The organism is Novosphingobium profundi (assembly GCF_018491765.1).
Taxonomy (GTDB): domain Bacteria; phylum Pseudomonadota; class Alphaproteobacteria; order Sphingomonadales; family Sphingomonadaceae; genus Novosphingobium; species Novosphingobium profundi.
Window position 1 is genome coordinate 22187 of the sequence record NZ_JABWCU010000010.1, and the last position, 26497, is coordinate 48683.

The 26497-nt window shown below is 67.4% G+C and carries 21 protein-coding genes; 8 read left to right on the top strand and 13 right to left on the bottom strand.

Annotation, left to right across the window (positions count from 1 at the left end; genetic code table 11):
- Positions 1 to 32 precede the first annotated feature (32 nt).
- From HT136_RS12545 to HT136_RS12555, 3 genes are all read right to left on the bottom strand, one after another.
- Positions 33 to 2729 carry a TonB-dependent receptor gene (locus tag HT136_RS12545; protein ID WP_214200120.1) on the bottom strand — a complete coding sequence of 899 codons (2697 nt, stop codon included), beginning with the start codon at positions 2727 to 2729 and terminating at the stop codon, positions 33 to 35.
- A 698-nt stretch (positions 2730 to 3427) separates the two neighbouring features.
- Complete coding sequence (locus HT136_RS12550; RefSeq protein WP_425516894.1) at positions 3428 to 4441, bottom strand: zinc-dependent alcohol dehydrogenase; 1014 nt, start codon at positions 4439 to 4441, stop codon at positions 3428 to 3430.
- A gap of 113 nt (positions 4442 to 4554) precedes the next feature.
- Positions 4555 to 5424, bottom strand: coding sequence for a LysR family transcriptional regulator (locus tag HT136_RS12555; protein ID WP_214200122.1), 870 nt, complete (start codon positions 5422 to 5424; stop codon positions 4555 to 4557).
- A 97-nt stretch (positions 5425 to 5521) separates the two neighbouring features.
- Here HT136_RS12555 and HT136_RS12560 point away from each other — a divergent pair, with 97 nt between their 5' ends.
- The 4 genes from HT136_RS12560 to HT136_RS12575 all read left to right on the top strand — a co-directional run bounded on the left by HT136_RS12560 (position 5522) and on the right by HT136_RS12575 (position 9778).
- Entirely contained in the window at positions 5522 to 6556 is a 1035-nt protein-coding gene (locus HT136_RS12560; protein WP_214200123.1) for a bile acid:sodium symporter family protein, read from the top strand.
- Between the two features lie 62 nt (positions 6557 to 6618).
- Positions 6619 to 8271: a sensor histidine kinase gene (locus HT136_RS12565; protein ID WP_214200124.1), complete on the top strand. Its 1653-nt coding sequence runs from the start codon at positions 6619 to 6621 to the stop codon at positions 8269 to 8271.
- A complete protein-coding gene (locus tag HT136_RS12570) occupies positions 8268 to 8879 on the top strand; it encodes a response regulator transcription factor (RefSeq protein WP_214200125.1) in 612 nt (203 codons plus the stop codon). The genes HT136_RS12565 and HT136_RS12570 overlap by 4 nt, the downstream gene beginning before the upstream one ends.
- A gap of 254 nt (positions 8880 to 9133) precedes the next feature.
- A complete protein-coding gene (locus HT136_RS12575) occupies positions 9134 to 9778 on the top strand; it encodes a PilZ domain-containing protein (protein ID WP_214200126.1) in 645 nt (214 codons plus the stop codon).
- Positions 9779 to 9839: 61 nt separating this feature from the next.
- Here the strand turns inward: HT136_RS12575 and HT136_RS12580 are convergent, their stop codons facing one another.
- Both HT136_RS12580 and HT136_RS12585 read right to left on the bottom strand, forming a co-directional pair.
- Positions 9840 to 10097 carry a hypothetical protein gene (locus HT136_RS12580; protein ID WP_214200127.1) on the bottom strand — a complete coding sequence of 86 codons (258 nt, stop codon included), beginning with the start codon at positions 10095 to 10097 and terminating at the stop codon, positions 9840 to 9842.
- A 103-nt stretch (positions 10098 to 10200) separates the two neighbouring features.
- Entirely contained in the window at positions 10201 to 11295 is a 1095-nt protein-coding gene (locus HT136_RS12585; RefSeq protein WP_214200128.1) for an aromatic ring-hydroxylating oxygenase subunit alpha, read from the bottom strand.
- A 101-nt stretch (positions 11296 to 11396) separates the two neighbouring features.
- Between HT136_RS12585 and HT136_RS12590 the strand changes: the two genes are divergently transcribed.
- A complete protein-coding gene (locus tag HT136_RS12590; RefSeq protein WP_214200129.1) occupies positions 11397 to 12347 on the top strand; it encodes a LysR family transcriptional regulator in 951 nt (316 codons plus the stop codon).
- On the opposite strand, the gene HT136_RS12595 is transcribed toward HT136_RS12590, so the two are convergent.
- From HT136_RS12595 to HT136_RS12625, 7 genes are read right to left on the bottom strand one after another with little or no spacing between them, the layout of a single operon-like run.
- Positions 12348 to 13307: a fumarylacetoacetate hydrolase family protein gene (locus HT136_RS12595; protein ID WP_214200130.1), complete on the bottom strand. Its 960-nt coding sequence runs from the start codon at positions 13305 to 13307 to the stop codon at positions 12348 to 12350.
- Positions 13308 to 13311: 4 nt separating this feature from the next.
- Positions 13312 to 14106, bottom strand: coding sequence for a cyclase family protein (locus HT136_RS12600; protein WP_214200131.1), 795 nt, complete (start codon positions 14104 to 14106; stop codon positions 13312 to 13314).
- A 41-nt stretch (positions 14107 to 14147) separates the two neighbouring features.
- Positions 14148 to 15311 carry an alpha/beta hydrolase family protein gene (locus HT136_RS12605; RefSeq protein ID WP_214200132.1) on the bottom strand — a complete coding sequence of 388 codons (1164 nt, stop codon included), beginning with the start codon at positions 15309 to 15311 and terminating at the stop codon, positions 14148 to 14150.
- Positions 15312 to 15316: 5 nt separating this feature from the next.
- Positions 15317 to 16231 carry a VOC family protein gene (locus tag HT136_RS12610; protein ID WP_214200133.1) on the bottom strand — a complete coding sequence of 305 codons (915 nt, stop codon included), beginning with the start codon at positions 16229 to 16231 and terminating at the stop codon, positions 15317 to 15319.
- A 25-nt stretch (positions 16232 to 16256) separates the two neighbouring features.
- Positions 16257 to 17372, bottom strand: a complete 1116-nt coding sequence (locus HT136_RS12615; protein WP_214200134.1) for an FAD-dependent oxidoreductase — start codon at positions 17370 to 17372, stop codon at positions 16257 to 16259.
- A 25-nt stretch (positions 17373 to 17397) separates the two neighbouring features.
- Positions 17398 to 18399, bottom strand: a complete 1002-nt coding sequence (locus HT136_RS12620) for an MBL fold metallo-hydrolase (RefSeq protein ID WP_214200135.1) — start codon at positions 18397 to 18399, stop codon at positions 17398 to 17400.
- Entirely contained in the window at positions 18399 to 20774 is a 2376-nt protein-coding gene (locus tag HT136_RS12625) for a TonB-dependent receptor (RefSeq protein WP_246543661.1), read from the bottom strand. Before HT136_RS12625 ends, HT136_RS12620 begins: the two co-directional genes overlap by 1 nt.
- A gap of 150 nt (positions 20775 to 20924) precedes the next feature.
- On the opposite strand from HT136_RS12625, the gene HT136_RS12630 reads away from it, so the two are divergent.
- Positions 20925 to 21824 (top strand): LysR family transcriptional regulator, encoded by a 900-nt coding sequence (locus tag HT136_RS12630; RefSeq protein WP_214200137.1) that lies wholly within the window; start codon positions 20925 to 20927, stop codon positions 21822 to 21824.
- 10 nt (positions 21825 to 21834) lie between these two features.
- Here HT136_RS12630 and HT136_RS12635 read toward each other — a convergent pair whose 3' ends face one another.
- A complete protein-coding gene (locus HT136_RS12635; RefSeq protein WP_246543662.1) occupies positions 21835 to 22515 on the bottom strand; it encodes a TetR/AcrR family transcriptional regulator in 681 nt (226 codons plus the stop codon).
- Between the two features lie 212 nt (positions 22516 to 22727).
- Between HT136_RS12635 and HT136_RS12640 the strand changes: the two genes are divergently transcribed.
- Entirely contained in the window at positions 22728 to 25058 is a 2331-nt protein-coding gene (locus tag HT136_RS12640; RefSeq protein ID WP_214200138.1) for a TonB-dependent receptor, read from the top strand.
- A gap of 10 nt (positions 25059 to 25068) precedes the next feature.
- On the top strand, positions 25069 to 26415 hold the full coding sequence (locus tag HT136_RS12645; protein ID WP_343222177.1) for a glycoside hydrolase family 1 protein: 1347 nt from the start codon (positions 25069 to 25071) through the stop codon (positions 26413 to 26415).
- Positions 26416 to 26497 lie beyond the last annotated feature (82 nt).

A 26497-nucleotide genomic window follows, 5' to 3' on the forward strand; every position in this document is an offset into this window, starting at 1 on the left:
AGCCGGAAAACGCCTCAGGGCGGGATCGAAAATCAGAGTTTCATCGTCGCGGAGACGTAGAAGCTGCGACCGTAGTGGCTCGTTTCCTGCCAGATGGAGGAGTCCTCGTAATAGGCTTCCTCGCTCGAGTTGTTGAGATTGACGACGCCCGCGGTGAAGCTGAGCATGTCGTTGGGGGTGTAGCCGCCGCTGAGGTCGATCTGCGTGCGGCCGCGCACCACGTGCCCGGCATAGGCGAAGAAGCTGTCGGCGTTGGTCTGCTGGTAGCTGCTTCGGTAGTTGATCGAGGCGCGCACGTTGAAGTGCTCGTTCTCCCAGTAGGGCACCAGGTTCCAGGTCACCTTCGAGAGATTGCGCACGGTATAGCCGCTGTCCGGGTCCTCGTTCTGCGGGAAGACGCGGGTGAAGTTGGCCATCAGGCCGAAGCCGTCGATCGGCAGGAAACGGTCGAACGACTGGGTCCAGCTCACCTCGAAGCCCTTGATGCGCACGATGCTGGGATCGTTGAGGGTCTGGGTGATGTCGTAGATGTTGCCCGAGGCATCGACGCAGTCGCTGTCCGAATTGGTGCTGAGCGCGGTGCCATTGTACGAGGCGGGGCAGATCAGCGCCGAATAAGTGCCGTTCTTGATCCACTTGTAGAAGCCGTTGAGCGTGATCGCGCTGCCTTGGTCGAAGTACCATTCGGCGCCAAGATCGAGCTGCTTGGCGGTCAGCGGCTTGAGCGAGGCCTGGCCCAGATCGACGGTGACGGTGTTGGTGCCCGCAGGCTGGGTATTGGCCGAAGTGCTGGTGGTCTCGGCCATCGAGGTGCGCGAGTCCATGAACGGGCGCACCAGCACTTTGGCGGCGGCAAAGCGGATCTGCAGGTTGCGCGCGGGCTCGGCCACGAGGCTCAGGCTCGGCAGCACGTTGCCGTAGTTCTGCGTGACCGTGTAGTCGCCGATCTTCTGCTGGACTTCCTCGTAGCCGTCGTCGCGCGGGGCGGTGATGTTGCCCGTGACCTTCTGGCGGGTGTGCTCGTAGCGCACCCCGACATTGCCGCGGATCGGCAGCGAGCCGATCGCGGTGTCGATGTCCGCCATCGCGTAGACGGCGGGCATGGCGCGGTCGACGTGGTAGCTCGCCTCGGGCGCAAAGATGTCGGGCACGGTGATCCCGGCGGCGGCCAGCGCCGAACCGTAGGAGGCGAGGTTGGGGGCCACCCACGCAGACTGGATCAGCGAGCTGCCATTGAGGAAGCCCGAGACCGCGTAGTTGTCGCTGGTGAGGTCGGGGAAGACGCTGCTGTCGGCCGACGGGGCATCGGCCAGCGCGATCATGTCGTGGCGCGAGACGTAGCGGTTGAAGGTCTCATGCCGGTACTTGGCCCCCGCGCTGATCTTGCTGAACGGTCCGAAGGCGACCTCCTTGCCGAGGTCGAACTGCGCCGATGTCTCGCCCGAACGCATCTTGCGGGTCGCGCCGTTGGGGTATTCGTTGCGGGTCAGCGAGCTTGCGGTGTAGTTCGAGGCGTCCGACAGGTCGGTGCCGACATCGAAGCGGACCGCGTCGGGGTCGGTGAAGTCGATCGTCGCGGAGGGGATGGTGATGCCCACGATCGCGGCGGCCTCGCGCTGGTAGGTCGTGCCCAGCGTGTAGTTGAAGGCCGTGCTCGCACTCCAGCCGTCGTCACCGGTCCACTTGCCCGAAAGCGTGTAGCCCTGGCTGGCGAGGTTCCGGTCCTCGTGCTGGCGGTTGTTCTCCATCGTGAAGTCGGTCGCGGTGACGCTGGTGGCGACCCCGTTGGTGATCGTGTTCACGCTCAGCTTCGAGGTGTCGAACAGGAAGACCTGCTGGTTGACGTCGTAGTCGGTGCGGTCGCGGGCATAGATCGCGGTGGCGTTGATCTCGATCCGGTCGGTGGGCTGCCATTGCAGGCCGCCGCTTGCCATCAGGCGGGTCGTGTCGCGGTCGATGCGCCGGTAGCGCGGGCGGCGCGGGATGGTCACGGTCTCGCCGTCGATCTCGGCGCTCGTCCAGCGATCCATCCAGAAGTAGTCGGCGCGGTCCTTGAGCTTCTGGTAGCCCAGGTTGACGTAGACGCCCAGCGTGTTGTCGAGGAACTTGCCGACGTAGCTGCCGCTTACCTTGGGGGTGATCTTGCCCCCGGCGTATTCCGAATTCTGGCCCTTGACCGATACGATCAGCGAGCGCCCGTTGTAGTCGAGCGGGCGGGGCGTGGTGATGTTGACGGTGCCCGAAAGGCCGCCGGTGTCCATCGCTGCGGTGGGCGACTTGATCACCTCGATCGCGCTGGCGAGCTCGGTCTGGATGATGTCGTAGCGAAAGCCGTCGGTGAAGTCGGCGCTCTTGAAGGTCTGGCCGTTGATCGTGGTCAGCGCGTATTGCGGCCCCAGGCCACGGATCGAGATCGTCGAGCCGCGCCCGTTGATGTTCGACATCTGCACGCCCGAAATGCGCTGGATCGCCTCGGTGATGTTCTCGGCGGGGAACTTGCCGATGTCCTCGGCCGAGATACCGTCGGTGACGCGCACGTCCTGGCGCTTGGACTCGAGCGCGGACTGCAGGCTGGCGCGGATGCCGGTGACGACGATCTCGCCCGCGACCGCCGTATCGGAGGCGGTTTGGGCCTGGACCGGCGAGACCGCGACCAGAGCCGGCAGGGCGCTGGAAAGTAGAAACGACAGGCGCAAGAAGACGCGCCGAGAATCCGGTGAAACACGCATCGAAAACCCCCTCATGGAACAATCGTGTCGCGCCGACCCGAGTGGGTCGCGCCTTTCCCGCAGATTTCTTTTATTTCGCTTATGCGGCAAAATTCGCGCAGATTATTTCCGGAGTCAAGCCCATTGAGATACCTTTGGAAATAATCTGGTATTGATCTGGCTATGGCGCGAATTCTTGGCTTCCGGCGCCCAAATTTCACTTATAACACACTGAATTTACGTCTCTTGTTCGCAATATTCGGGAGCCTGGCGCGCGCAATGCAACGGTACGAGAGGCGCTGCTTTCTGGATGAGTTGGCCAGGAGCGTCCGGTTTCGACCGCGATTCGGGACAGCGCAGGTATTATTTGTCAGCAATGGATTGCAGCGGCCCGCGGCAGGTTTGCCGCAACGAACGCCGCGTGATCCGCAGTGGAGCATGAATCGGAGGCCTGCCGAACGCATTGCGCCGAACTGAGGCAGGCTAATACCAATGGTATGCGTCTGGCAAATGCCTCGCCGGTACCGGCGCTCACCGACAGGCCAGCTGTCCAGGCGGCAGTGCAGCGGGCCGTGAAGAGGCGATTGGCGCCTTGGACGCGCAGGATCGAGGCCCGCGCCCGCTCGGGTCACGGCGCGCGAGCCGCGAGCCGCGAGGCGGTCGCGGGCCTCGTCGTCGAACTGGTCGAAAGGCGGGCCGAGACGGCTGGGGTGCAGGCCCTACAGGACGAGCGCGACTCGCCCCTCGATCGTGCCCGCGCGCATGCGGTCGAGAATCGCGTTGACGTTCTCGAGCGGTTCGGAGGCGACCGTCGCCTTGACCTGGCCTTGCGCGGCGAAGGCGATCGCCTCGTCCAGATCGCGCCGGGTGCCCACGATCGAGCCGCGAATGGTGATGCGCTTGAGCACGACGTCGAAGATCGGGGTGGGGAAATCGCCCGGCGGCAGGCCGACGAGGCTGACCGTCGCACGCCGCCGCGCACAGGCGATGGCTTGCGAGAAGGCGGCCGGGGACACCGCCGTCACCAGTACGCCGTGGGCCCCGCCGCCGGTCTCCCGGACCACTTTGGCAACGAGGTCAGGGTCGCGCGCGTCGAAAGCGAGTTCGGCGCCGAGCTGGCGAGCCAGCGCGAGCTTGGCCTCGCCGATGTCGATGCCGATGACGTGAAGCCCCATGGCCCGGGCGTATTGCACCGCGACGTGACCCAGCCCACCAATGCCCGAGATCAGCACCCACTGGCCGGGGCGGGCCTCGGTTTCCTTGAGGCCCTTGTAGACGGTGACGCCCGCGCACAGGATCGGTGCCATCGAAACCCAGTCGGGATTGGCGGGCAGGCGGCCGACGAAGGGGGCGCTGGCGATGACGTATTCGGCATAGCCGCCATTGACGCCGTAACCGGTGTTGGCCTGCTTTTCGCACAGCGTTTCCCAGCCGGTCTCGCAGTATTCGCAGGCGCGGCAGGCGTGGTGCAGCCAGGGCACGCCGACCGCGTCACCTTCCTTGAGATCCTCCACGCCCGGCCCGAGCGCGGCGACGAGGCCCACGCCCTCGTGCCCCGGGATCAGCGGCAGAGCGGGCTTCACCGGCCAGTCGCCGTCGATGGCGTGGAGGTCGGTGTGGCACACGCCGCTGGCCTTGATCTTGACCAGCACCTCGCCCGGCCCGGGGACCGGGATCGGGACCTCCTCCAGTACGAGCGGCGCCTTGAATTGCCGCGCGACGGCGGCCCGCATCATGCCCATCGAAATGCCTCCGGCTGGTGTCTTCGCGCAAGGGCTTAGCAAAGACTTCGCCGGGCGAGACTACGGGTAATCCATGAGGTCGGCGGTGGATTGGCCGGATGGGGCTAGGCGCCGCCCGCGCCCAGCGCCCAGGTCAGGATCATCGCGGTGAGACCGCGCGCGGCCGGGTTGGTCTCGCCGGGATCGATGACCACGAACTCGATGTCAGGCAGGGCGGGCAGGGTGGCCGCGTGGGGAAGCGGGGCGAGTTCGGGAGGCATCAGCCGCGCCGAATGGGGCAGGAGACCTATGCCCGCCCGCGCGGCGGCGCTCAGGCCACTGAGGCTCGAGCTGGTGAAGGCGACGCGCCAGGGCACTTCGCGGCTTTCGAGCGTCTCGATCGCGAGCGCGCGGGTCATGCTGGGTGGCGGATAAAGCAGCAACGGCAGCGGCGCCCCCGGCACGGCGCGCCAGTCGGGGTGCGCGATCCAGCGCACCGGCTCGCGCCAGGCGAGCTGGCCGCGCCGGTCGCCGCTGCGGCGCTTGACGAAGATGACGTCGAGACGTCCGGCGTCGTAGGCATCGTAAAGGTCGTGGCTGAGCCCGGCGCGCAGCTCCAGGTCGACCTCGGGGTGGCGCCGCGCGAAGGCGGCCAGGATGTGGGGCAGCGCGGAGAGCACGAAGTCTTCCGAGGCGCCCAGGCGCAGGCGTCCGCGCAAGGGCGCGTCGGCAAAGCTGTTGGCGAGCCGGATATGCGCATCGATGAGGGCGCGCGCCTGGTCGAGCAGCCGCTCGCCGTCGACGGTGAGCGCCATGTGGTGCGTGTCGCGGTCGATCAGCCGCCGCCGGGCAAGGGCCTCGAGCCGGGCGACATGCTGGCTCACCGTCGACTGGCGCAAACCCAGCATGCGCGCCGCGCCCGAGAAGCTGCGCGCCTCGACGACGGTGACGAACGTCCGGAGCAGGTCGGCGGGGAAAAGCGGGCTATTCGTCATGTCTATCATGATATGCGATGACTGATATCCATGTCATCGCAATTGTGAATGATGAGGCGCGGTGCGAAGGGCAGGCGCAATTCGTGGAGACCAAACCATGCCCATCCTCACCCGCTTGTGGGCCCGCCTCGGGCTCGACACCTACCTGTTGCTGCTGATCGCGACGGTCTCGCTCGCCGCGCTGCTGCCCGCGCGCGGCGAGGCCGTCGCTCTCGTCGACGGGGTGGTCAAGCTGGCGGTCGCGGTGCTGTTCCTGCTCTATGGCGCCCGGCTCAAGCCCGCGGCGATCTGGCTGGGGGTGTCGCACTGGCGGCTGCAGGCGCTGATTTTCGCCAGCACCTACGCGCTGTTCCCGGTGATCGGGGTCGTCGTGCGCCTCGTCCTGCGCGGGCATTTGCCCGACGAGGTGGTGACCGGGCTCGTCTTCCTGTGCCTGTTGCCCTCGACCGTGCAGTCCTCGATCGCCTTCACCGCGATCGCGCGGGGCAACGTGCCCGGAGCGCTCTGCGCGGCGTCGCTTTCCAATGTCCTGGGCGTGTTCCTGACGCCGATCCTGGTTTCGCAGCTCCTGCCGGGCGCGAGCGGCGGCTTTTCGCTCGACGCGCTCGAGCAGATCGCGGTTCAGATCCTCGCGCCTTTCGTGGCCGGCCAGGCGCTGCGGCCCTGGGTCGGTGACTGGCTGGCCGGGCACAAGCGGCTGACCTCGGTGGTCGATCGCGGCTCGATCCTGCTGGTCGTCTATGCGGCCTTCAGCGCGGGGATGGTGGCGGGGATCTGGACGCGCCTGTCCTGGGACAACCTCGCCTTGGTGTTTCTGGTGGACGCGGTGATCCTGGGCTGTGTCCTCCTGGTCACGACTCTGGCGAGCCGCTTTTGCGGCTTCACGCGCGAGGACGAGATTGCCATCGTGTTCTGCGGCTCGAAGAAGAGCATGGCTGGCGGCCTCCCGATGGCGACGGTGCTCTTCGCCGGGCAGGCGGTGGGGCTGATCGTGCTGCCCTTGATGCTGTTCCACCAGCTCCAGCTCTTCGTCTGCGCGACGCTGGCGCGGCGCTTCGCGCGCGCGGGGGACGCGGTGAGGCTAACGAAGGGAACGCGGCTCGAAAGCGGCCTGTCGCCTGTCCGGCCGTGAGACGCAACTCTCCGTAATTTTTCCGGATTTTCACGCGCGAGCTTCGCGGTATAGACAGGCCGATGGGGCACTTGCATCTGGATGATCGACCGGCGCGCGCAGGCGCGCTGCGCACGTGGCTGCCCCGCCGACCCGACCTTCCCCTCCTCCTGGCCTATGGCGCGGCCTTTGCCGCGCTGCACTGGATGGCGCGGCCCTGGGGCGGCGGTTCGGGCTTCTATTCCTTGTGGTACCCCGCCGCGGGACTGCGCTTCGCGGTGCTGTGGTCGCGCGGCTCGCGGCTGGCCCCGGCACTGATGGTGTGCGAGGTGGTCACCGACTGGCTGACCGGAGCACTCGTGTTCACCGGCCCGCACGCGTTGCACGATACGCTGGGCGTGCTGCGCCCGGGTTTCAGCACCGCCATTGCCATTTCGCTTGTACGCAGTGTGTGCGAGCGCAACGAGCGCACCTTGTGCGTACCCCCGATGCCGTTGGGCCTTGCCGCGCTGGCCGCACCCGTGCTGAGCGGTATCCTGGTCGTGCCGCTCGATGCCCTGCTCGACGCCCGGGCCTTCGCGGCGAGCACACCCTCGGCGCGTTTCCTGTCGCTGACCGGCATGGTGGTGGGCGATCTGCTGGGCATTCTCGTGCTCGCCCCTGCGCTGCTCTGGCTTGCCGGGCTGATCGATACGCCGCGTCGGCCGCGGTTGGGCTGGCCCGCCTGTGTCGCCTGGCCCCCCCGCGTTGCCTGGCAATCGCCACTCGCGTGGCTGACCGACGCGCTCGTGCTGGGGCTGTGCCTCGCGCTGACGCTCGCGCTGTGGAAGACGGGACTGGGCCTGCAGCCTTCGCCCGCCATGCTGGGCGGGGCGTGGATCGGGCTGCGTCATGGGCGGGGCGCCGCCTGGCTGACGATCCTTGCCGACCTTGCGCTGTTCCTGCCCTATTCCGCGCTCGAGCTCGAGGGCGCGGTGCGCATCGAGCTGCATTTGGGGATTGCCGGAGTGGTGATCGTGACCTGGCTCGCGGGCAGCTTCGCCGACGCCCAGGTCGCCGCGCGCCATTCGCTCGACAAGCGCAACCGCCTCCTGTTCCAGGCCGAGCGGCTCAAGACCCTGCGCGCGATGTCGGTGGCGGTGATCCACGAGATCAGCCAGCCGCTCTCCACGCTGGCGATCGAGGCCGGGCATCTCCACCGCGAGGCCGCACGCCACGCCCCCGACATCGCCGAGAGCGCGGCGCTGGTCGATCGCAAGGCGCGCACGCTGTCCGAACTGGTGCGCCGCCTGCGGCGCTTTGGCGGGCGCGATCTTGACGAGCCCTCCGCGCTGCCCGTCGCCATGCTGGTGGCGATGGTGCGCCAGATGGTCGCGCAGGATGTCGCCGCGCGCGGCAAGACGCTGCGGATCGCGCCGATGGCTCCCGATCTCGTCGTCCACGGCCAGGAGATCGAGCTTGCCCAGGCGCTGCTCAACCTCGTGCGCAACGCGCTCGCCCAGACGTGCGACGGGCTGGTCGAGGTGCGTGCGGTACGTGAGGGGAGCCATGTCGCGCTTGGCGTCAGTAATGCCTTCGACCCGGCGGCGGCGCATTCCAATGGGCCGGGCATGGGGGTGGGCCTGATGATCGTGCGCAGCATCGTCGAGGCCCACGATGGCCGCCTCGAGCGCGAGGACGGCGACGGCTTCGTGCGCTTCACACTGCTTCTCCCGGCATTGGAGACCACGCCATGACGAAAGATCTGCAAGGCGCCGAGGCGCATGTTCCGATCGCCGTCCTCGACGACGATGCCGACCTTGCCGCGAGCGTGGCGCGCATGCTCGCGCGCTGCGGGCACCGCGCGCGCGCCTTCACGCAGCCCGCTGACCTGCTGGCGGCGCTCGAAGGGGCGGACTTCGAGTGCGTGGTCAGCGACGTCCAGCTGGGCGCGATGGACGGCTTCGCGCTGGCCGAGGCGGTGCGTGGTCGCGATCCCGACATTGCGCTCGTGTTCATGACCGCCTGGCCGACGACGTCGCATGCGGTCGACGCCGTGCGCCGTCACGGCGGGGTCGACTACCTCGAGAAGCCGCTCGACGAGGAGCGGCTGGTCGCCGCCGTGGGCGAAGGGCGCGCCTGGGCGCAGCGCGCGCGGCAGCGCGGCGCGGCGCTGGCGATGTTCACCCGGCGCGAGCGCGAGGTGCTCGATCTGCTGGTGCTGGGCCACAGCAACAAGGAAGTGGCGGAGATCCTCGCCATCTCGGCGCGCACCGTCGAGGACCATCGCGCCGCGATCATGGGCAAGAGCGGTGCTCGCGGCCTTGCGCAACTCGTCGCGCTCGCGCGCGGCGAGGGGGCGTGATCTGCAATGCATTGCAGTTGAAAAATAGGGAAATTCCCCGTGTTTTTCCCGGATCGACCCGCCGAAGGGACTGGGCCAGGGTGGCCTTGTCGATTGCCGAGGCGGGCACCCACGTTTCCGGCTTTCGACATCAGATGCATGTACCCGTGAGAGCAGCGCAGTCCTGATGGCTGCCCTTGCCGGCCGGCAGATCCCAACCCGGTCTGCCGGCCACCCGGGTACGGCGCGGGGGACCAGGCGGGGAGAACGTGCGAATGGTCGGCGGCGAGAATGTCCAGGTGCGCAAGGTGGCGTCGGTGCCGCGTTCGCTCTACCGCATCGCCAAGCTGGTGGGCGGGCATGGCGAGTGCCCTTGCATCGTCACCCAAGTCTGCGAGCCCGAGGTCACGCTGCGCCTGCTTGCATCGGAGGAACCGGCCGGTTCGCTCGTGCTCGAAATGGGCAACGGCCAGCGCCATGCGCTTGTGCAGGCAGCCGGGGAAGGCGACCAGATGCGGGCCCGTTTCGCCGCGCCGATCGACGTTGCGCAGTTCCTGTCGGGCCAGGGCCCTTTCCCGCGCCGATCGATCCGGGTGAACCTCTCCTGCGCGTTGCGCCTCGTCGTCGACGGCATTGCCGCCAGCGGCGAACTCGTCGACATCTCACGCGAGGGGCTGGGCCTGCGCACCATGGCCTGGGTCACGCCGGGCCAGCGGCTCCTGGTCGAAGCGCCGGGCCTGCCGCGTCTGCGCGGTGTCGCGTGCTGGCGCCATGGCGATCGCTGCGGGATCGCGCTCGATGCGCCGTTCAGCCTCCAGGACCTCGCCACCCGGATTTGCAGCGTGAAGGCGGCGTGCGCGGGAACCGGCCAGGCCCCCTTCGCGCCGCGACGCTTCGTGCGTGGCGCGCCCGCGTTCTGAGCCCGCCCCCGTCGGGAGCGAACAACGCGGCGACCTATGCCGTGCGCTGACCGGCTCGGCTTTAGGAGTTCAGGCGAAGCGGGCGGGTGTACGCGTTGCCCTCGAGACCGGCCTCGGACGGAACGGTCTTGCGTGCGATCTGGTGGAGCTTGCCGACCAGCGCGTGCATCGCATCGGTTGCGCCGATCAGGAGCTGGGTTTTCGCGCCGAGAAGTTCGAGGTCGGTGCTGCCCTCGAGGCTACGCACTTCCTCGAGCAGCCGTTCGACTTCAGCATGCAATTTGCGCCATTCGGCATGCAGGACACACCAATCGCTCACAACGGTCCAATCCCAAGAATGTATCCACCCCTGGGACTCGATTTTCCGATGATTGCGAGCGAATGTCAATTGGCTACTCGAGCGCAAGGGCGCTGCGCCGCGCTTATGGCGTAAGTTCGCTTTGCGGTGTGGCCGGCGCTGCGGCGGGATGAGGCCTACGCCTGCCGTCCCCGTCCCCGTCCTCGCGCAGCAGGCGCGCGATCAACTGGCGGGTGTGGCGCCCGCCCACGTCGCTGGCGATATCGAGCAGGGGTTCATCGGGGCACTGGAGCATGCGCTCCTGCTGCATCTCGAGCACGTCCTGGTCCTCGCGGAAAGTGCGCGCGGTCTGCTCGAAGACTTCATCGGGCACGCCGCCGGTCAGGATATTGGTCGCCATCGACCAGAAGTAGTGCGTCGTCGTCTCGGTCTCGGGGGTGATGCCGTGGAAGCCGCGCATCGAGAAGCCCTGATCGCGCCGACCTTCGTAAGCGCCGGTACCCGCCTCGCAGGCCCCGGTGTGGATGCGGATCAGCACGGGCTCAAACTCGATCTCCTGCCAGCGGTCGATCCGACCCTGGAAGCCGGCGGCGTCGACGTACGTCGGAGGCGGTTCGGAATTGGGCATGTGGCGCGCTACGCGCACGCCGTTGGGAAGCTTGTGCGACTGCGTCCGGGTGCTGAAATGGAGTTCGGGATTGCCGCCGATGGTGCGCGCGTGGATGTAGGGCAGGTGCGAGAGGTCCATGAGGTTGTCGACCAGCAACTGCCAGTTGCCCTTCACCGGGAAATGGGCGCTGCGCCAGGCGTAGGTCGGGTCCTCGTGGATGGGGTAATTGGGCACGCGCGCGGGATCGGCACGTTCGACATCACCCATCCAGATCCACATGATGCCCTGCTTCTCGACCAGCGGGTAGGCGCGGACTTTGGCGGTTTCGGGGATCTTGTCCTGCGCGGGGATGCGCGTGCAGCGCCCGTTGCCGCCGAATTCGAGCCCGTGGTAGGGGCAGCGCAGGGCCTTGCCTTCCACCACGCCCGCCGAAAGCGGCATCGCGCGGTGGACGCAGCGGTCTTCCAGCGCATGGGCCTGGCCATCCATGTCGCGCCAGAGCACGACCGGCTTGTTGAGGTAGAGGCGGCCCACCCGGTCACCCGGCGCCAGATCGGCACTCCAGCCGGCCACGTACCACAGGTTGCGCAGGAAGGGGGTCGTGCCCATCGGTCAAGCTCCTCTCGTTTATTGCCCCGCTTGTAGCGCGGACCGTTGCAATCCGCAGGACTGTTTATCTAGATAAGGCTTATCAGAAATACGGATAAGCTATGGACTACCGCCGCTTCGACCTGAACCTGCTCGTCGTGCTCGACGCCCTGCTCGAACAGGGCGGGGTCAGTGCCGCGGCGCGCAAGCTGGGGATGAGCCAGCCCAACGTCAGTTTTGCGCTGACCAAGCTGCGCGCGCAGTTCGGCGACGAGCTGCTGGTGCGCAGCGGCAACGCGATGAAGCCGACGGCGCTGGGCGAAACGCTGCGTGGACCGATCCGACGCGTTCTCAACGGGGTGCAGGAGGAAGTGCTGGCCGAGCGCAGCTTCGATCCGGCGACGAGCGAGCGGCGCTTCGTCATCAGCACCTCGGACATCGGCGAGCTGGTGTTTCTGCCGCGGCTCATGGCCGAGCTCGCCCGGCGCGCGCCGGGGGTGACGCTGCGCAGCCGTTCGATGACGCCGGGCGAACTGGCCCAGGCGATGGCCGAGGGGGAGGTGGACCTCGCGCTTGGATACTTTCCCGACCTCGACGGCAGCCAGTTCCTGACCCAGAAGCTGTTCGACCATCCCTTCGCCTGCATCGCGCGCGCCGGGCATCCCCTCGTGCGGCCGGGCTGGAGCCTCGCGACCTTTCTCGAACTGGGGCACATCGCGGTCGCGCAGCGCGGGCGCAGCCAGGAACTGTTCGAGGAGTGCCTCAAGGCACGCGGACTGTCGCGCCGGATCGCGTTGCAATCGCCCCATTTCATGAGCGTGCCGCTGCTGGTGGCGGGCTCCGACCTGATCAGCACGGTGCCCGAGGCGGTCGGCGCCATCTTCGCGACGATGGCGCCGCTCCAGCTCATCGATCCGCCGCTGACCTCACCGCGGATCAATCTCCAGCAGTTCTGGCATCGGCGCGTCCACGAGGACCCGGCGGTGCGCTGGCTGCGCAGCCTGATCGCCGAGCTGTTTCTGGGCCGCGACCCCTCGCCCGAACGATGGCCGGGCGAGGGCGGCGGGGGCTGATCAGGCCGGGACCACTTTCTGGTCGATCGCGCCGAAGGGGGCCCAGCCGTCGGCGCTGCGCGCTTCCATGCGCACGGTGTCGCCATAGGCCATGAACGTCGTGCCCGGCGCGCCGTCACGGATCATCTCGATCGCGCGCACTTCGGAGATGCAGCTCGAGCCGACTTCGGCGTAGTTCGGGTTCGAGACGGTGCCCGAGCCGATCACCGTGCCCGCGACCAGATCGCGGGTGCGCGCGGCGTGGGCGATGAGTTCGGGAAAGCCGAAGTCCATGAACGAGCCGTTGGCGTGTCCGAAGGCCGTGCCGTTCCAGGCGACGTGGAGGTCGAGGCCGACGCGTCCGTCCAGCCAGGCCGCGCCCAGTTCCTCAGGCGTGGCCGCAAAGGGAGCCATCGCGCAGGCGGGCTTGGCCTGCACCCAGCCGAAGCCGGTCTTCATCTCGACAGGCGCAATCGCGCGCAGCGACCAGTCGTTGATCTGGACCACGAGCTTGATGTGCGCGAGCGCGTCCTGCGCGCTCGTGCCCATCGGCACGGCGTCGACGATCACCCCGAATTCGCCCTCGAAGTCGATCCCGTCGGCGATCGAGGGGAAGGCGACGTCCTCGTTCGGGCCGTAGAAGCGGTCGGACAGGCCCTGGTACATGAGCGGGGCGTCGGTCTCGACCGGGGGCAGGCCGAAGGCGATCTGCATCAGTTCGCCGTGGGTGTTGAAGGCCGAACCGTCGAGCCACTGCCACGAACGCGGCAGGGGCGCGCGCAAGGATGCGGGATCGAGCGCTTCGCCTTCCCCGGCGTCAAGGTGTTCGGCGAGCGCGCGCAGCGCGGGCTCGGCCTGCGCCCAGTCGTTGATGGCGGTGAGCAGGTTGGGGATTCCCGCAGGCAGGCAGCGGGCCGCGTCGGCGGATACGACCACGAGGCGGCCGTCGGGCGTGCCGTCGGCACGCGTTGCAAGGCGCATTGGCTCAATCCTCGTCGATGATGGCGACGGCGCGCGTCCAGCCAGCCGAGGCGCCCTTGATCTTGTGCGGGAAGCACGAGATCGTGAAGCCGTGGGGGGGCAGCGCCTCGAGGTTGTGCATCTTCTCGAGGTGGCAGTAGCCGATGTCGCGGCCCGCCTTGTGGCCTTCCCAGATCAACGAGGTGTCGCCGGTTTCCTTGACCTTTTCGGCGGTGTAGCTGAACGGCGCGTCCCACGACCAGGCGTCGGTCCCGGTCACGCGCACGCCGCGCTCGGTAAGGTACATGGTCGCCTCGTAGCCCATGCCGCAGCCCACGTTGACGAAGTCGGGACGGCCCAGCGCCATGCCCGCCGCGGTGTTGACGACGACGATGTCGAGCGGCTTCAACTCATGGCCGATGCGCGCCAGTTCGTCCTCGACGTCCTTGGCGGTCACCACGTAGCCATCGGGGAAGTGGCGAAAATCGAGCTTCACGCCGGGCTGGAAGCACCATTCGAGCGGCACTTCGTCGATCGTGATCGAACGCTTGGGTTCGCCGTCCTTGCCGTCCATGGTCGGGTGGAAGTGGTAGGGCGCGTCGAGGTGCGTGCCGTTGTGGGTGGTCAGCTTGATCACCTCGGAGGCGGCGAAGCCGGCGCCATCGGGGGTGTCCTTCGCGGTCACGCCGGGGAAGAACATGTCGAGTTCCCCGGCGGTGTCGGCGTGGGTCTGGTAGGTGATCTCGGGGCGCATGAAAGGCGGGTCGCTGACGACCTCGTTGCACAAGGTGATCGAGAGGTCGATGAAACGGCGGGGCATGGGGGGGGATCCTTCGTGTCAGTTGCGGCGGTACGGCGCTTTTACGCGGCGCGACCTCCCAGGGTCTCGGCGAACCAGTCGGAGAGGAGGTCGCGGCCATAGGCCATGTTGTCGGCTCCGACGTGTTCGACACCGCCTTCGCGGTCGGTGAAGATCACCTTCTCGCGGCGGGGCGAATTGACCAGCTGGTCGTAGAGATCGTCGGCATAGGCCGGGCTGATCTGGCGGTCGTTGGCGCCGTGGGTGACGAGGAAGGGCACCGTGATGCGCTCCATGTGCCCATTGAGGTTCATCGCCTGGGACCTGGCGAGGAAGTCGTCCTGGTCCTTGGCACCGAAGGCCCAGTGGACGTGGGCCCAGTAGTGCGGCACCGGGTTTTCGCCCTCGCGCGCCATGCGCTTGTCCTGCACTTCGCGCCAGTTGTGGTTGGCGCCCCAGACCGCGCCGCTCGCGAAACGGGGCTCGTAGGCGACCGCGCGCGGGGCGAAGTGACCGCCCAGCGAGATGCCGGTCATGCCGATCGCCTTGGGATCGACTTCGCTTTGCCGCTCGAGCCAGTCGACGGCCCTGGAGGCCCAGCTTTCGGAATGCGGATCGACGGGCAGGCCCTGGAGGCGCAGCGCCTCGCCCGAGCCGGGCTGGTCGACGCACAGGGTGGAGATGCCGCGCCGCGCCAGTTCCTCGGGCAGGCGCGTCCAGTAGAGCAGTTCCTTGCAGCTATCGAGACCGTTGCAGAAGACGACGACCGGCCCGGGGCTGGTGTCGCTTCCGGGCGCGCGGGTGAACAGGGCGGGCATCGTGCCGGTTTCGAGCGGGATCTCGACGCGCTCGCGGTTGAGCTTGCCGAGCGTGGTCGAGCGGTCGAAGGCCGCGCGTGCCCTGGCGTAAGTCTCCTGGCGTCCGGGCGCGCCGTGGCCCTGCATGCGCTCGGCGGTGAACAGGTAGAGCGCGGCGCGCTCGAGCTTGTTCGAGGCCGAGAAGGCGCGGCCCCTGGCCTCGTCCTCGCCGGCGAGCTCGAGCAGCTTGTCACCCATCGCCGCCCAGGCCTTCATGAACTGGGGCGTGCCCGCGTCGGCGCCATTGGCGGCGGCGTCGCGGATCGGCTTCACCATGTCGATGATCTCGCCGATCTGGCCGCCGCTTTCCATCGCGATCGCGACCGAGAGGTTCCAGATGTAGTTCGGAAAATATTCAAAGAGGGCCATGGCAATCAGAACTCGGCAGGCTGGAAGAGACGGGCGTCAGGCGCGGGGTGGGGCATCGTCTGCGGACCGCCGACGCCGGTGCCCCACTGGTCCATGACCATCGGCGCGGGGGTGTGGACCTTGTATTCGTGGTGTTCGAAATCGACTTCTTCCAGCTCGGAGGTGTACTCGACTACGAAGCCGCCGGGCGTCACGAAGTAGCTGAAGGTGTTGTTGCCCGCGGTGTGGCGGCCGGGGCCCCAGCGGATGTCGGTGCCGCGCAGCTTGAGGCGGTGCGCGCCGCGGAACATGTCATCAAGGGTCAGCATGTCGTAGGCGACGTGGTTGAGGCAGGGCGGTCCGGGCAGGATGGCGACGCGGTGATGCGCTTCGTTGCAGCGCAGGAAGCACATGAAGTCGCCCAGCCAGTCGGAGACCTTGAAGCCCAGAACATCGCAGAAGAAGGTCACGAGGGCCTGGTGGTCGGGCGAATGCATGACGATGTGGCTGATCTTGACCGGCATGCCTTCCCAGCGCTCCATCGCGCGGCTCTCACCCTTTGCGACCTCGGCCGAGATCTCGAAGGGCAGGCCGTCGGGGCTGAAGAAGCGGAAGCCGTAGCCGCCGCCCGGTGCATCGAGGTCCTTGGGCGCGAACACGACCTTGCAGCCCGCCGCTTCCACCTTGGCGAAGAGCGCGTCGACGTCGGCGCGGGTATCGGCGGCGAAGGCGATCACCTCGACGTGGTTGGTGTCCGCCTTGTGCAGGCGCACGACGTGGTGCTCGTCGTGCCCGTGGGTCTTGAACCAGGCCCTGTCTTCGGTTGCGTCGACTTCCACGTCCACTTCGACGAGGCCCCAGTCGTCCTTGTAGAAGGCGCGTTCGGCCTCGAAGTTCTCGACGCCGTAGCCGACGTAGCGGATTTCGGTAATGCGGCTCATGATGTGGTTGTCCTGTCTCGAGCTATCAGATGGGTTGCGCGACCATGGCGAACATTTCGCCGGTGGCCTTATGGTTGTCGATCTGCGGGCCCTTGCCGATCTGGCCGTGGCAGATCTCGAGCGACTTCTCGACGATGTAGCGGCAGCGCTCGAAGCGGCGGTCGCGGTAGGCGGCGAAGGCCTCCTGCGGCGAGGCATGCGCGCCCAGCTCCTCGGCAAGGACGATCGCGTCCTCGATCGCCATGCCCGCGCCCTGGCCCAGATGCGGGGTGGTGGCGTGGACGGCATCGCCGATGAGCACGACGCGGCCCTTGCTCCAGTCGCCGTAGAGCATCATGCCTTCGAGCGGGCGGTAGACCACGCCCTCGTCACAGGTGATCTGCTCGGCCAGTTCGCGCAGGCGCGGTGCGCACGTGGCCAGCTTGCCGCGCATCGCGGCGGCGAGGCCTTGCGTGGAATAGCGCGGATTCTCGGGCTCGTGCGTGGTCACGTACATGTACATTAGGTCCTGGCTGATCGGCACCAGGCCACAGCCGGTCGGGCCGTTGTAGACCTGGAGCGCGTCAAGATCGTCGGGGCGCGGGAAATTGTAGCGCCACACCGACTGGCCGGTGAACGCGGGCTTCTCGGCCTCGGGCAGGATGGTCTGGCGGGTCTGCGAATAGACCCCGTCGGCGCCGACCACGATGGCGTAGCGATCCGAGGTGCCGTCCGAGAAGGTGACCGAGACGCTCTCGCCGTCGTCCTCGAGCGCGGTGACGGTGAGGCCGAGGCGAATTTCGGCGCCGGCATCGCGGGCGCTGTCGCCCAGCACCTTCTGGAGCGCGCGGCGGCCGATCCCGACATTGGCGGGCTTGCCCTCGACGAGGCTGGGGGTGGGAATGCGCGCAATGCGGCTGCCGTCGGGCAGGAAGATCTCGACCGCGTCGAAGCCGCAGGCCGCGTCGATGAAGGCGTCGAGCACGCCGAGCTGGTCCATCGCGCGCACGACGTTGGCCTGCTGGATGATCCCTACGCCATAGACCGACCAGGTCGGGTCCTTTTCGATCACGGTCACGCGGTGCCCGGCGCGGCTGAGCGCGATCGCGGCGGAAAGTCCGCCGATACCGCCGCCGATCACCAGGGTCTTGAGGTCTTCCATCGTACATTTCCTCTGGGACGAAAATTCAGAACTGATCGAGGTCGTTCGCGATCACGGTGGGCCCGGGGTAGATCCGGGAAATGCGGCCGAGATAGCCGAGCCGGTCCCCGGCGCTGGCACGCGGCGCCACGACGTGGGTGACGACGAGCGCGCGAACTCCGGCCCTTTGCGCCAGATGACCTACCTGTTCGGGGGTCAGGTGGTGGCGCGCGAGGTGTTCCTCGATGCCCGTCAGCGCATCGGCGCTGGCGTTGGGGGTGTTGGCCTGCACGTTGGCAAGGGTGCGCGCGACGTCGATCATCTCGGAGACGAGCAGGTCCGCGCCCTTGGCCAGCTCTTCGACCGCCGGGCTCGGGCCGGTGTCGCCGGTATAGACGATGGTGCGCCCCGGCGCCTCGAAGCGGAAGGCGAGCGACTTGAAACGGGCGTCGGCCGCGCTGCCGGGCTGGAACGAGTAGTGGGTGTTCTGGCGCGCGGTGACCGCGATGTCGCCGAGGCGGAAGGTGGCGCCATCGGACAGCTCGACCACCGAGACGCTGTCGCCCGGCAGGATCGTGCGCGCACCGGGAAGCCCGTAGCCCGCTTCGACGGCGGGCTCCATCGCGGCGAGTAGCCCGGCGACCAGCGCCTTGGTGCCCGGCGGGCCGTAGATGGTCAGCGGCTGGGTGACATTGGTCTGGAAGCGCAGGCCGAGGACCGCGGCCAGCCCGGCGGTGTGGTCGAAATGCAGGTGGCTGAGCACGACGCCGCGCACTTGCTCGAGGCGCACGTGCGCGCCGGTCAGTCGTTCGACCGCCCCGTCGCCGCAGTCGACGAGGAACGCAGCCGGCCCGCGAAGGAGGAGATTCGCGGGCTGGCTGCGTTCGGCAGATGGGATAGGTCCGCCCATCGTGCCAAGGGTGATCCAGTGCGTGGCCATGGGAGCCGGGGCGCCCCCCAGCGCCGCCGGTTCCTGGTCCGCCCGTGCGGGGGCGGATCCAAGCGAAAGGGAAAAGGCCAGGAGGGCAAGGGCGAGGCGGGCGCGCATCAGAACGTCATTCCCGCACGCACGCCGTAAGTGCGCGGCGGCGTGGTCACCACCGTCGCGGCCGAGGCCGCGTTGTAGGTGAGCCCGGCCGAGACGATGCGGTTGTTCTCGATGTTGCGCACGAAGGCGCCGATCGACCAGCGCCCGTCCTCGGGGCCGAAGTCGAGGTTGGCGTTGCTCGTCCAGGTGCTGCCCACCTTCTGTTCGGCGAGGTACTGGAAGGCGACGGTGCGGCTGGTCTTGAACTGGGTATCGCCCGCGATCACCAGCTTGTAGTCACCCAGCGCAAAGGTCTGCTGCGCGCCCAGGTTGATGGTCCACTTGGGGCCCTGGTAGGCGCGGCGGCCCGAGCAGTCGATTTCGTACTGGCCGGCCGTGGTCGTGCTGACCGAATAGGGGCAGCCGGTCAGAGGAGGCGTGGCGCCGATCGGTTCGTTGTAGACGAACGAGGTGTAGCGCGCGTCGAGATACTGGACTTGCGCGGAGAGCAGCGTGGTCTCGGTCAGCAGGACCTGCGCCTCGGCCTCGGCGCCCTTGATCGTCGAACTCCCTGCGTTCTCGGTGAACTGGCCCTGGTTGCCCGCCGCGTCGATGCCGGTGTGGTTGACCTGCTGGTCGCGGTACTTCCAGTAGAAGCCTTCCAGGTTGAGCTGGAGGCGGTTGTTCAGGAAGCGGTTCTTCAGACCCAGCGTATAGGCGGTGATATATTCGGGATCGAAGGTCTCGTAGCCCGCCGAGAGCGAGAAGCCGCCCGAGCGGTAGCCCGTCTCGACGCTGCCGTAGAGCAGCGAGTCCGGGGCGACGTCGTATTCGAACCCGGCGCGCCAGGTCAGCCTGGAGGTGTCGAGCGGCTCGTCGACCCTGGTCTGCGCGCGGATCAGCAGCGCGCCCGAAGTGCCGATCGGGGTGACCCCGCCAGCAGGGGGGACGATGAAAGGGTACTGCAGTTCGTTGAAGCTGTCGCCCACGGGAAGCAGCGTCGCCGTCGGGCAGCTGGGCACGAAGTTCACGCTCTGCGTGCACTTGACGAGGAAGACGTCGGCGGTGCCGTCGAACTGCTTCTCATCGCGCGTCCAGCGCAGGCCGCCGATCAGGCGCAGGCGGTCCGAGAGGTTCGCGGTGAGGCGGCCGAACAGCGCGTAGGAGCGCGTGTCCGAGGTGAACTCCTGGTAGGCGTTCAAGGCCTGCTGCGCGAAAGTATAGTTGCCATCGACGCTCTCGTCGAAAAGGTAGGCGCCCAGGATGTAGTCGAAGATGCCCACGCGCTCGCCGGTGAAGCGCGTCTCGAGGCTGAACTGCTCGTCCTTCTCCTGGATGTAGCCCACGAAAGCCGGCGCGGCGAATTTGTTGTCGAGGCTCGAATAGCGCCAGGCGGGGATGACCGAGAGCGTGCCCGCGCCGGTGTGCCAGGTGATCTCGGCGTTGGCGCCGTAGAAGCTGTTGTTCTGGTAGATGTCGGGATCGAGCGGATCGGCGGTGCGCCCCGAGAGGCCCAGGAACAGCGTCTGGCGATAGGCCTGCGAAGCGGGATCGGTAAGGCCGGTGGACGTGCTCAGGCCCGAGGGCACGAAGGTGTAGCCACCGCTTGCGTAGTCATAGGCGTAGCGGCCCTGGTAGGAAGAGCCTGCGCCCTTGCCGCCGGTGTGCGAATAGTCGCCGCCCACGCGCACGGTGAGGTCGGGGGTCAGTTCGGCCAGGTACTGCAGGCGCAGCGCGTGGGTCTTGTCGTCCGAGGTGCCGTCCGAAAGGTAGCCGTCGTGCCGGGTCAGGCTGCCCGCGATGCGCAGCGCTCCGTCTTCGCCGACCGGCACGTTGATTGCGCCTTGCAGGCTTACCGCGTCGTAGTTGCCGTAGCTGGCCTTGGCGAAGCCCGAAAATTCGCCGATGCGCGGCCTGGCGGGCAGCACGTTGATCGCGCCGCCGGTCGCGTTGCGCCCATAAAGCGTGCCTTGCGGGCCCTTGAGCACCTCGATGCGTTCCAGGTCGTAGAACATGCCCGAAGTCGAGGTCGGGCGGCCAAGGTAGACGCCGTCATAGCTGAAGGCGATCGCCGGATCGGAATAGCCGTTGACGGTGAAGTTGCCTACGCCGCGCAGGAAGAACACCGCGTTGGCGCCGCCGTTCTGCTGGATGTTGAGCGCGGGGACCATCTTGCCCAGGTCCTGCGCGCCGGACACGCCGGCGCGGGTCAGGTCGTCGCCGCCCACGACATCGATGGCGACGCCCGCGCGCTGGGCGCTTTCCGCCTTTCGCTGCGCCGTGACGACGATTTCGTTGAGCCCCACCGCCGCGTTCGGCGAAGCCGCGGCAGTGCTGGTGTCCTGCCCCTCCTGCGCTGCGGCCTGCGCCGCGATCAGCCCTGATGCCAGGGCCAAGGCCAAAGCCGTACCCCCCCGATATACCTGTCGCATCCCGTCTCTCCCCTCGAGCCGCTTTTTGCGGCTTTTCCGGGCGAGGGATGCCTATGGGCTTGCCATATATCAAATCTTTTGTTTTTGTCGTATTCCACAAACAGAATTGATACTATGCGCCTCGACAAGTTTGACCTCAACCTGCTGATTGCCTTCGAACTCCTGCTTGAGGAGCGCAATGTGACGCGCGCGGCACAACGCGCGAATCTGACGCAGTCGGCGATGAGCGCTGCGCTGGCGCGGCTGCGCCAGGCGCTCAACGACGAATTGCTGATCCCGCACGGACGGCGCATGATCGCCACGCCCCACGCGCTGGCGCTGGCACCGCAGGTCTCCGAAGCGGTGCGCAACTTGCGTGTCCTGATATCGGGGGCGACCGCGTTCGACCCGGCGACTGCGGATCGCCGCTTCGAAATCGCGACCTCGGACTACATCACGACCGTGCTGCTCGGCCCCTTGCTGCCCGAGCTCAAGCGCGAGGCCCCTGGAATCGAGTTCAACTTCCAGCTCCCCACGCGCGACACGGGCGCGCAGCTCGAGGACGGCAAGCTCGATTTCCAGATCACGCCCGAGCAGTTCCTCAACAAGGAGCATCCCAGCGAGATCCTTTTCGAGGAACGCCACGTCGTCGTCGGTTGGGAGGGCAATCCGGTCTTCGCGCGCGAGATGGACCTTGCCGCGTTCCATTCGTGCGGGCATGTGGCGGTGCGCATCACCGGCGTGCCGGCGTTCGCCGAAAGGCACTTGCTCGCGGGTGATGACCAGCGCCGGATCGAGGTCATCGCGCCCTCGTTCTCGGCGGTGCCCTGGCTCTTGCCGGGGACCGGGCTCCTTGCCCTCATGCACGAGCGGCTGGCGCGGGTCTATGCGCCCTTGCTGCCGCTCGCGATCCGGCCTTCGCCGATTGCGGTTCCACCCATGCGCGAGATGATCCAGTACCACGCCGCGCGCGCGACCGATGCCGGAATGCTCTGGCTCAAGTCGCGGCTGCACCGCGCCGCCACCGGGTCCTGAGAGCCAGCGGCTAGTCGAAGTTCGGCATCGGTCCGGGATCGACCCCGAAATCGGCGTCCAGATCGGCCAGGGTGCCGTCCGGCGCGGCGCTCTCGAGCAGGCGGGAGAGAAGCGCCACGGCCTGCTCGTTCTGCGGGCAGGGGGGCAGGTGGCGCTGCGCGATCGAGAGCCCGCGCACCGACCAGACCATCAGGCGCATGACTGTCCTCGCCAGCTGACGGTCACCGCCGAAGGCGCCCTGCATGACGTCGAGCGCCTTGGCTTCGACCGCCTCTTGCATCGGGATGACGGCGGCGGCGAGCTCGGCATCGCCGCGGGTGGCCTGGAGGATGTCGAGCACGGCGTGACCCGAAGGGCGGCTGAGCACCTGCCAGAGCAGGCGCGGCCAGTCGCTCAGTCGATTGCCGAGGCCGGTGGCTTGCCGGATCCGTTCGTATTCGTCCATTTCGTGCTCGAAGACGTGCGCGACGACCTGTGCCATGAGCGCGGCGCGCGTGCCGAAGTGGTGGAGCATGGCCCCGCGCGAGACGCCCGCGCGCGCCGCGATCGTGGCGGTGTTGGCGTTGGGATAGCCCATTTCGTGGATCACCGCGATGGCGCTTTCGACGAGCGCGAGGCGCGTGTGTGCGGTGCGCTCTTCCTGCGTGCGCCTGCGCGGCGGCGTGCCGTTCGCCATCGTGATCTCGTTCATCGCATCCCGACCCATTGCTTGTTCGTGTCCCGTGTCCCGACAGAGGTGCGCGCGCCGCCATCCCCCGGCCGCCCCTTCGTGCGCAGCACAACCAGAGACGCGGGTGATTGTCAGCAATCAAAAACATTCATGCTTGACTGTATGTATCTGCGAAACCTATTCGCCGCGTCAAGCCGCCGATGAACGGCGCCGCATATTTGGGAGGGTTCACCATGCACAAGTCCGCATTCCTGCTGGGCGTCAGCCTGTTTGCCACGGCCGCGCCCGCGTGGGCGCAGGAGGCCGCGTCCGACGAGGTCGGCGTTCCCGAGATCGTGGTAAGCGCGCAGCGCCGCACCGAACGCCTGCAGGACGTTCCCGTCAGCGTGACCGCGCTCGGCGCCGATGCGCTCAAGACGCGCAACGTCAACGACCTGACCCAGGTCGTCCAGGCCGCGCCCAGCCTTCAAGTCGGCGCGGACAACACGTTCGCGATCCGCGGGGTGGGCACGCAGGCCTTTGCGACGACGATCGATTCGAGCGTCGCGACCTCGCTCGACGACGTCAACCTGGGCCGCCCCTACCTCGCGCAAGGACTCTTCAACGACGTCCAGCGCGTCGAAGTGCTCAATGGCCCGCAGGGGCTGCTGTTCGGCAAGAACGCCTCGGCGGGCCTGCTCAACGTCGTCACGACCCGCCCCAGGCTGGGGGAATGGGAAAGCACCACCAATCTCGAGCTCGACAACCGCGAGACCCCTGGAAGCGACGCAAAGTCCTGGTCGGTGATCGCGCGCGAGACGGTGAACATCCCGGTCTCCGAAAACTCGGCGCTGCGCATCAACGGCACGTATTCGTACGAGCAGCCGGGCACGACCTACAAGGGCCTTTCGGGCGTGCGCAATGACCTCGATCGCGAACAGTACGGGCTTCGCGGCAAGTACCTGATCGAGCTCACGCCTTCACTCGAACTCTACGTGATCGGCGAATATTCCCAATCGCACGGCATCGCGGGGATTTATGATCGCACCTACCGCTCGGTGGGCGAGGGCAGCGTCAACACCGATGCGCTGGCGGCGACCGGCCTCACGGCGGGGGATGAGAACTTCACCTTCGGGGGCGACGGCGGCTACTGGCGCGACCTGACGCTGGGCGGAGCGCAGGCGGCGCTCTCGTGGACGAGCCCGGGCGGCGTGGTGGTCAGCAACATCGCGGCGTGGAAGACCTACACCTACGACGCGCAGCTCGACACCGACTTCACCAACCTCGACGGCGCGAGCCGCAACTGGACGCACTCGAAGTACGACCAGTTCTCGAACGAACTGCGCATTGCGCTGCCTTCCGAAAACCGTCTCTCGGGCCAGGCCGGTCTTTACTATTTCCACTCGAAGGTGGACCAGCAGAGCCAGATCGCGGGCAACAACTACTTCTCCGACTATGCGCTCGCGAACTTCTTCTGCGTGGGCTCGTCGGCACCCTCCTATTGCGGCACGACCAACAGCTACTTCCTGGGGCGCGACAACCGCTACAGCATGACCACCGACAGCTACGCCGCCTTCGGCCAGCTGACCTACGAGATCGTCGATGGCCTCAAGGCCTTCGCCGGTGGCCGCGTGACGCGCGACGAGATCGCGATCGATCTGGTACAGAACGAGGACGCCTACTTCGCGCCGCTCGCGGTCTCGGGCACGTTTGCCCAGGACTACGGCCACACCAACTTCAGCTGGCGCGCCGGTGGCCAGTACGAGTTTACGCCTGACGCGATGGTCTATGCCTCGTACGGCCACGGCTACAAGGGCCCCGGTTTCAACGACACCGCGGCAACCACCGACGCCAGCCTGCTGGTCAAGGGCGAGACCTCGGAGACGGCGGAGATCGGCTTCAAGACCAGCTGGTTCCACCGCGCACTCGTGTTCAACGTCTCGGCGTTCCACACGAAGTTCAACAACTACCAGGTGCAGTCGCTCGACAGCGAGTTGCAGGCTTTCATCGTCCAGAACGCGGCCTCGGTCATCAGCAAGGGCATCGAGGCATCGATCAACGCGCGCCCGTTCGAGGGGCTTTCGCTCAACGCCTCGGCAACGCTGCTCGATTCCAAGTTCGACAGTTTTGCCGGTGCCGAGTGCTACCCCGGCCAGCCCAACGCCGAGTGCGAGGCGAGCGCTTCGGCCTATTCGAACGGTTCGTTCAACGCCAAGGGTTACCGCACGCCGACTTCGGCCCGGTTCACCTCAAGCGTCCAGGCGATGTACGAATTCCAGACTTCGGGCATGGTCCATCCCTTCCTCGAGGCCAACTGGTACCACCGCTCGCCGATCAACTACCTGATCAACCGGGCTCCCGGCGCCACTGTGCCCACGCTCGACATGATTGGCGCGAGTGCGGGCATCAACCTCGACAACGGCATGCGCTTCACGGTGTTCTGCAAGAACTGCACGAGCGCCTACAACCCGAACTTCATCGGGCTCGATTCGGGCGATTCGATCTCGCACATCGCGACCTACCAGCAGCAGTTCGGCTTCGACTCGGTGCGCACCATCGGCGCCACCGTGCAGTTCCAGTTCTGAGGGGGCGCACGTGATCGACGCGATGACCCGCCGCTCGGTGCTGCAGACGGCGAGCGCGGGGTTCGCCACGGCCTTTTCCGCCGACTTCGCCGCGGGAGCCGCACCGGCCCTCGCGGCTGTCCCGGCGGCGAAGTCGGGACGCGTCCTGCGCCCCGACTTCCTGTGGGGCGCCGCTACCTCGGGCCACCAGGTCGAAGGCGGCAACGTCAATTCCGACAGCTGGGTCACCGAGCACCTCACGCCCAGTGCCTTCCCCGAGCCCTCGGGCGATGCCTGCGACAGCTGGAACCGCTGGCGCGAGGATATCGCACTGGTCAAGCGCCTGGGGCTCAATACCTACCGCTTCGGAATCGAGTGGGCGCGGATCGAGCCCGAACGGGGCGAATGGTCGATGGCCGCGCTGGCGCATTACCGCGCGATGCTCGACGCCTGCGCCGAGGCGGGGCTGAAGCCGCTGGTGACCTACTCGCACTTCACCGTGCCGCGCTGGTTCGCCGGGCTCGGCGGCTGGGAAGTGGCGGCCAACGTCGATCACTTCGTGCGCTTTTGCGAGATGGCGGCCCGCGCGCTGGGCACCGGCTATGCCCACGCGCTCACCTTCAACGAGCCCAATCTCACTGCGCAGCTCCTCTGGCAGCGCGACTTCAAGGCCGCCGCGCCGTTCTTCGCGATGGGCAATGCCGAGGCCGCGAAGCGGATCGGGACCGAACGTTTCTCCTCCACGCTCACCGCGCCGCCCGAGGCGGTCTTCGCGAACATGGCCTCGGCGCACCACCGCGCGATCGCGGCGATCAAGTCGGTTCGTCCCGATGTGCAGCTCGGCCTCAGCCTCGCGGTGGCCGACGAGCAGGCTGCCCCTGGCGAGAGCGCACGCGCGGCCAAGATCGTGCAAGTCTACCAGCCCTGGTTCGAGGTCGTCGCGAGGGACGATTTCGTGGGTGTCCAGACCTATGGGCGCAACGTGGTTGGGCGCGAGGCCGATCTCGCGCCGCCCGAGGGCGTGGAACTGACCGAGACGGGCATGGAATTCTACCCCGAGGCGCTGGGCGCCACGGTGCGCTGGGTGGCGGGCGCCACCGGGCGTCCGATCCTCGTCACCGAGAACGGCGTCGCCACCAGCGACGACACCCGCCGCATCGCCTATATCGACCGCGCGCTGGCGAGCCTTGCCAAGGTAATCGCCGAAGGCGTCGACGTGCGCGGCTACGTCCACTGGTCGTTGCTCGACAATTTCGAGTGGAATCGCGCTTATACCGCGCACTTCGGGCTGGTTGCGGTGGACCGCACGACCTTTGCCCGCACGGTGAAGCCGAGCGCCTTGCACCTGGGCGCCTACGCCAGGGCAAATCGCATCTGAATTAGACGGTTACGCGCGCGCGCCGAGGTCCTAAGGTGCGCGCTACGAACAGGGGGCGAGGCGTGTCGCGGCGCGTCCGAGC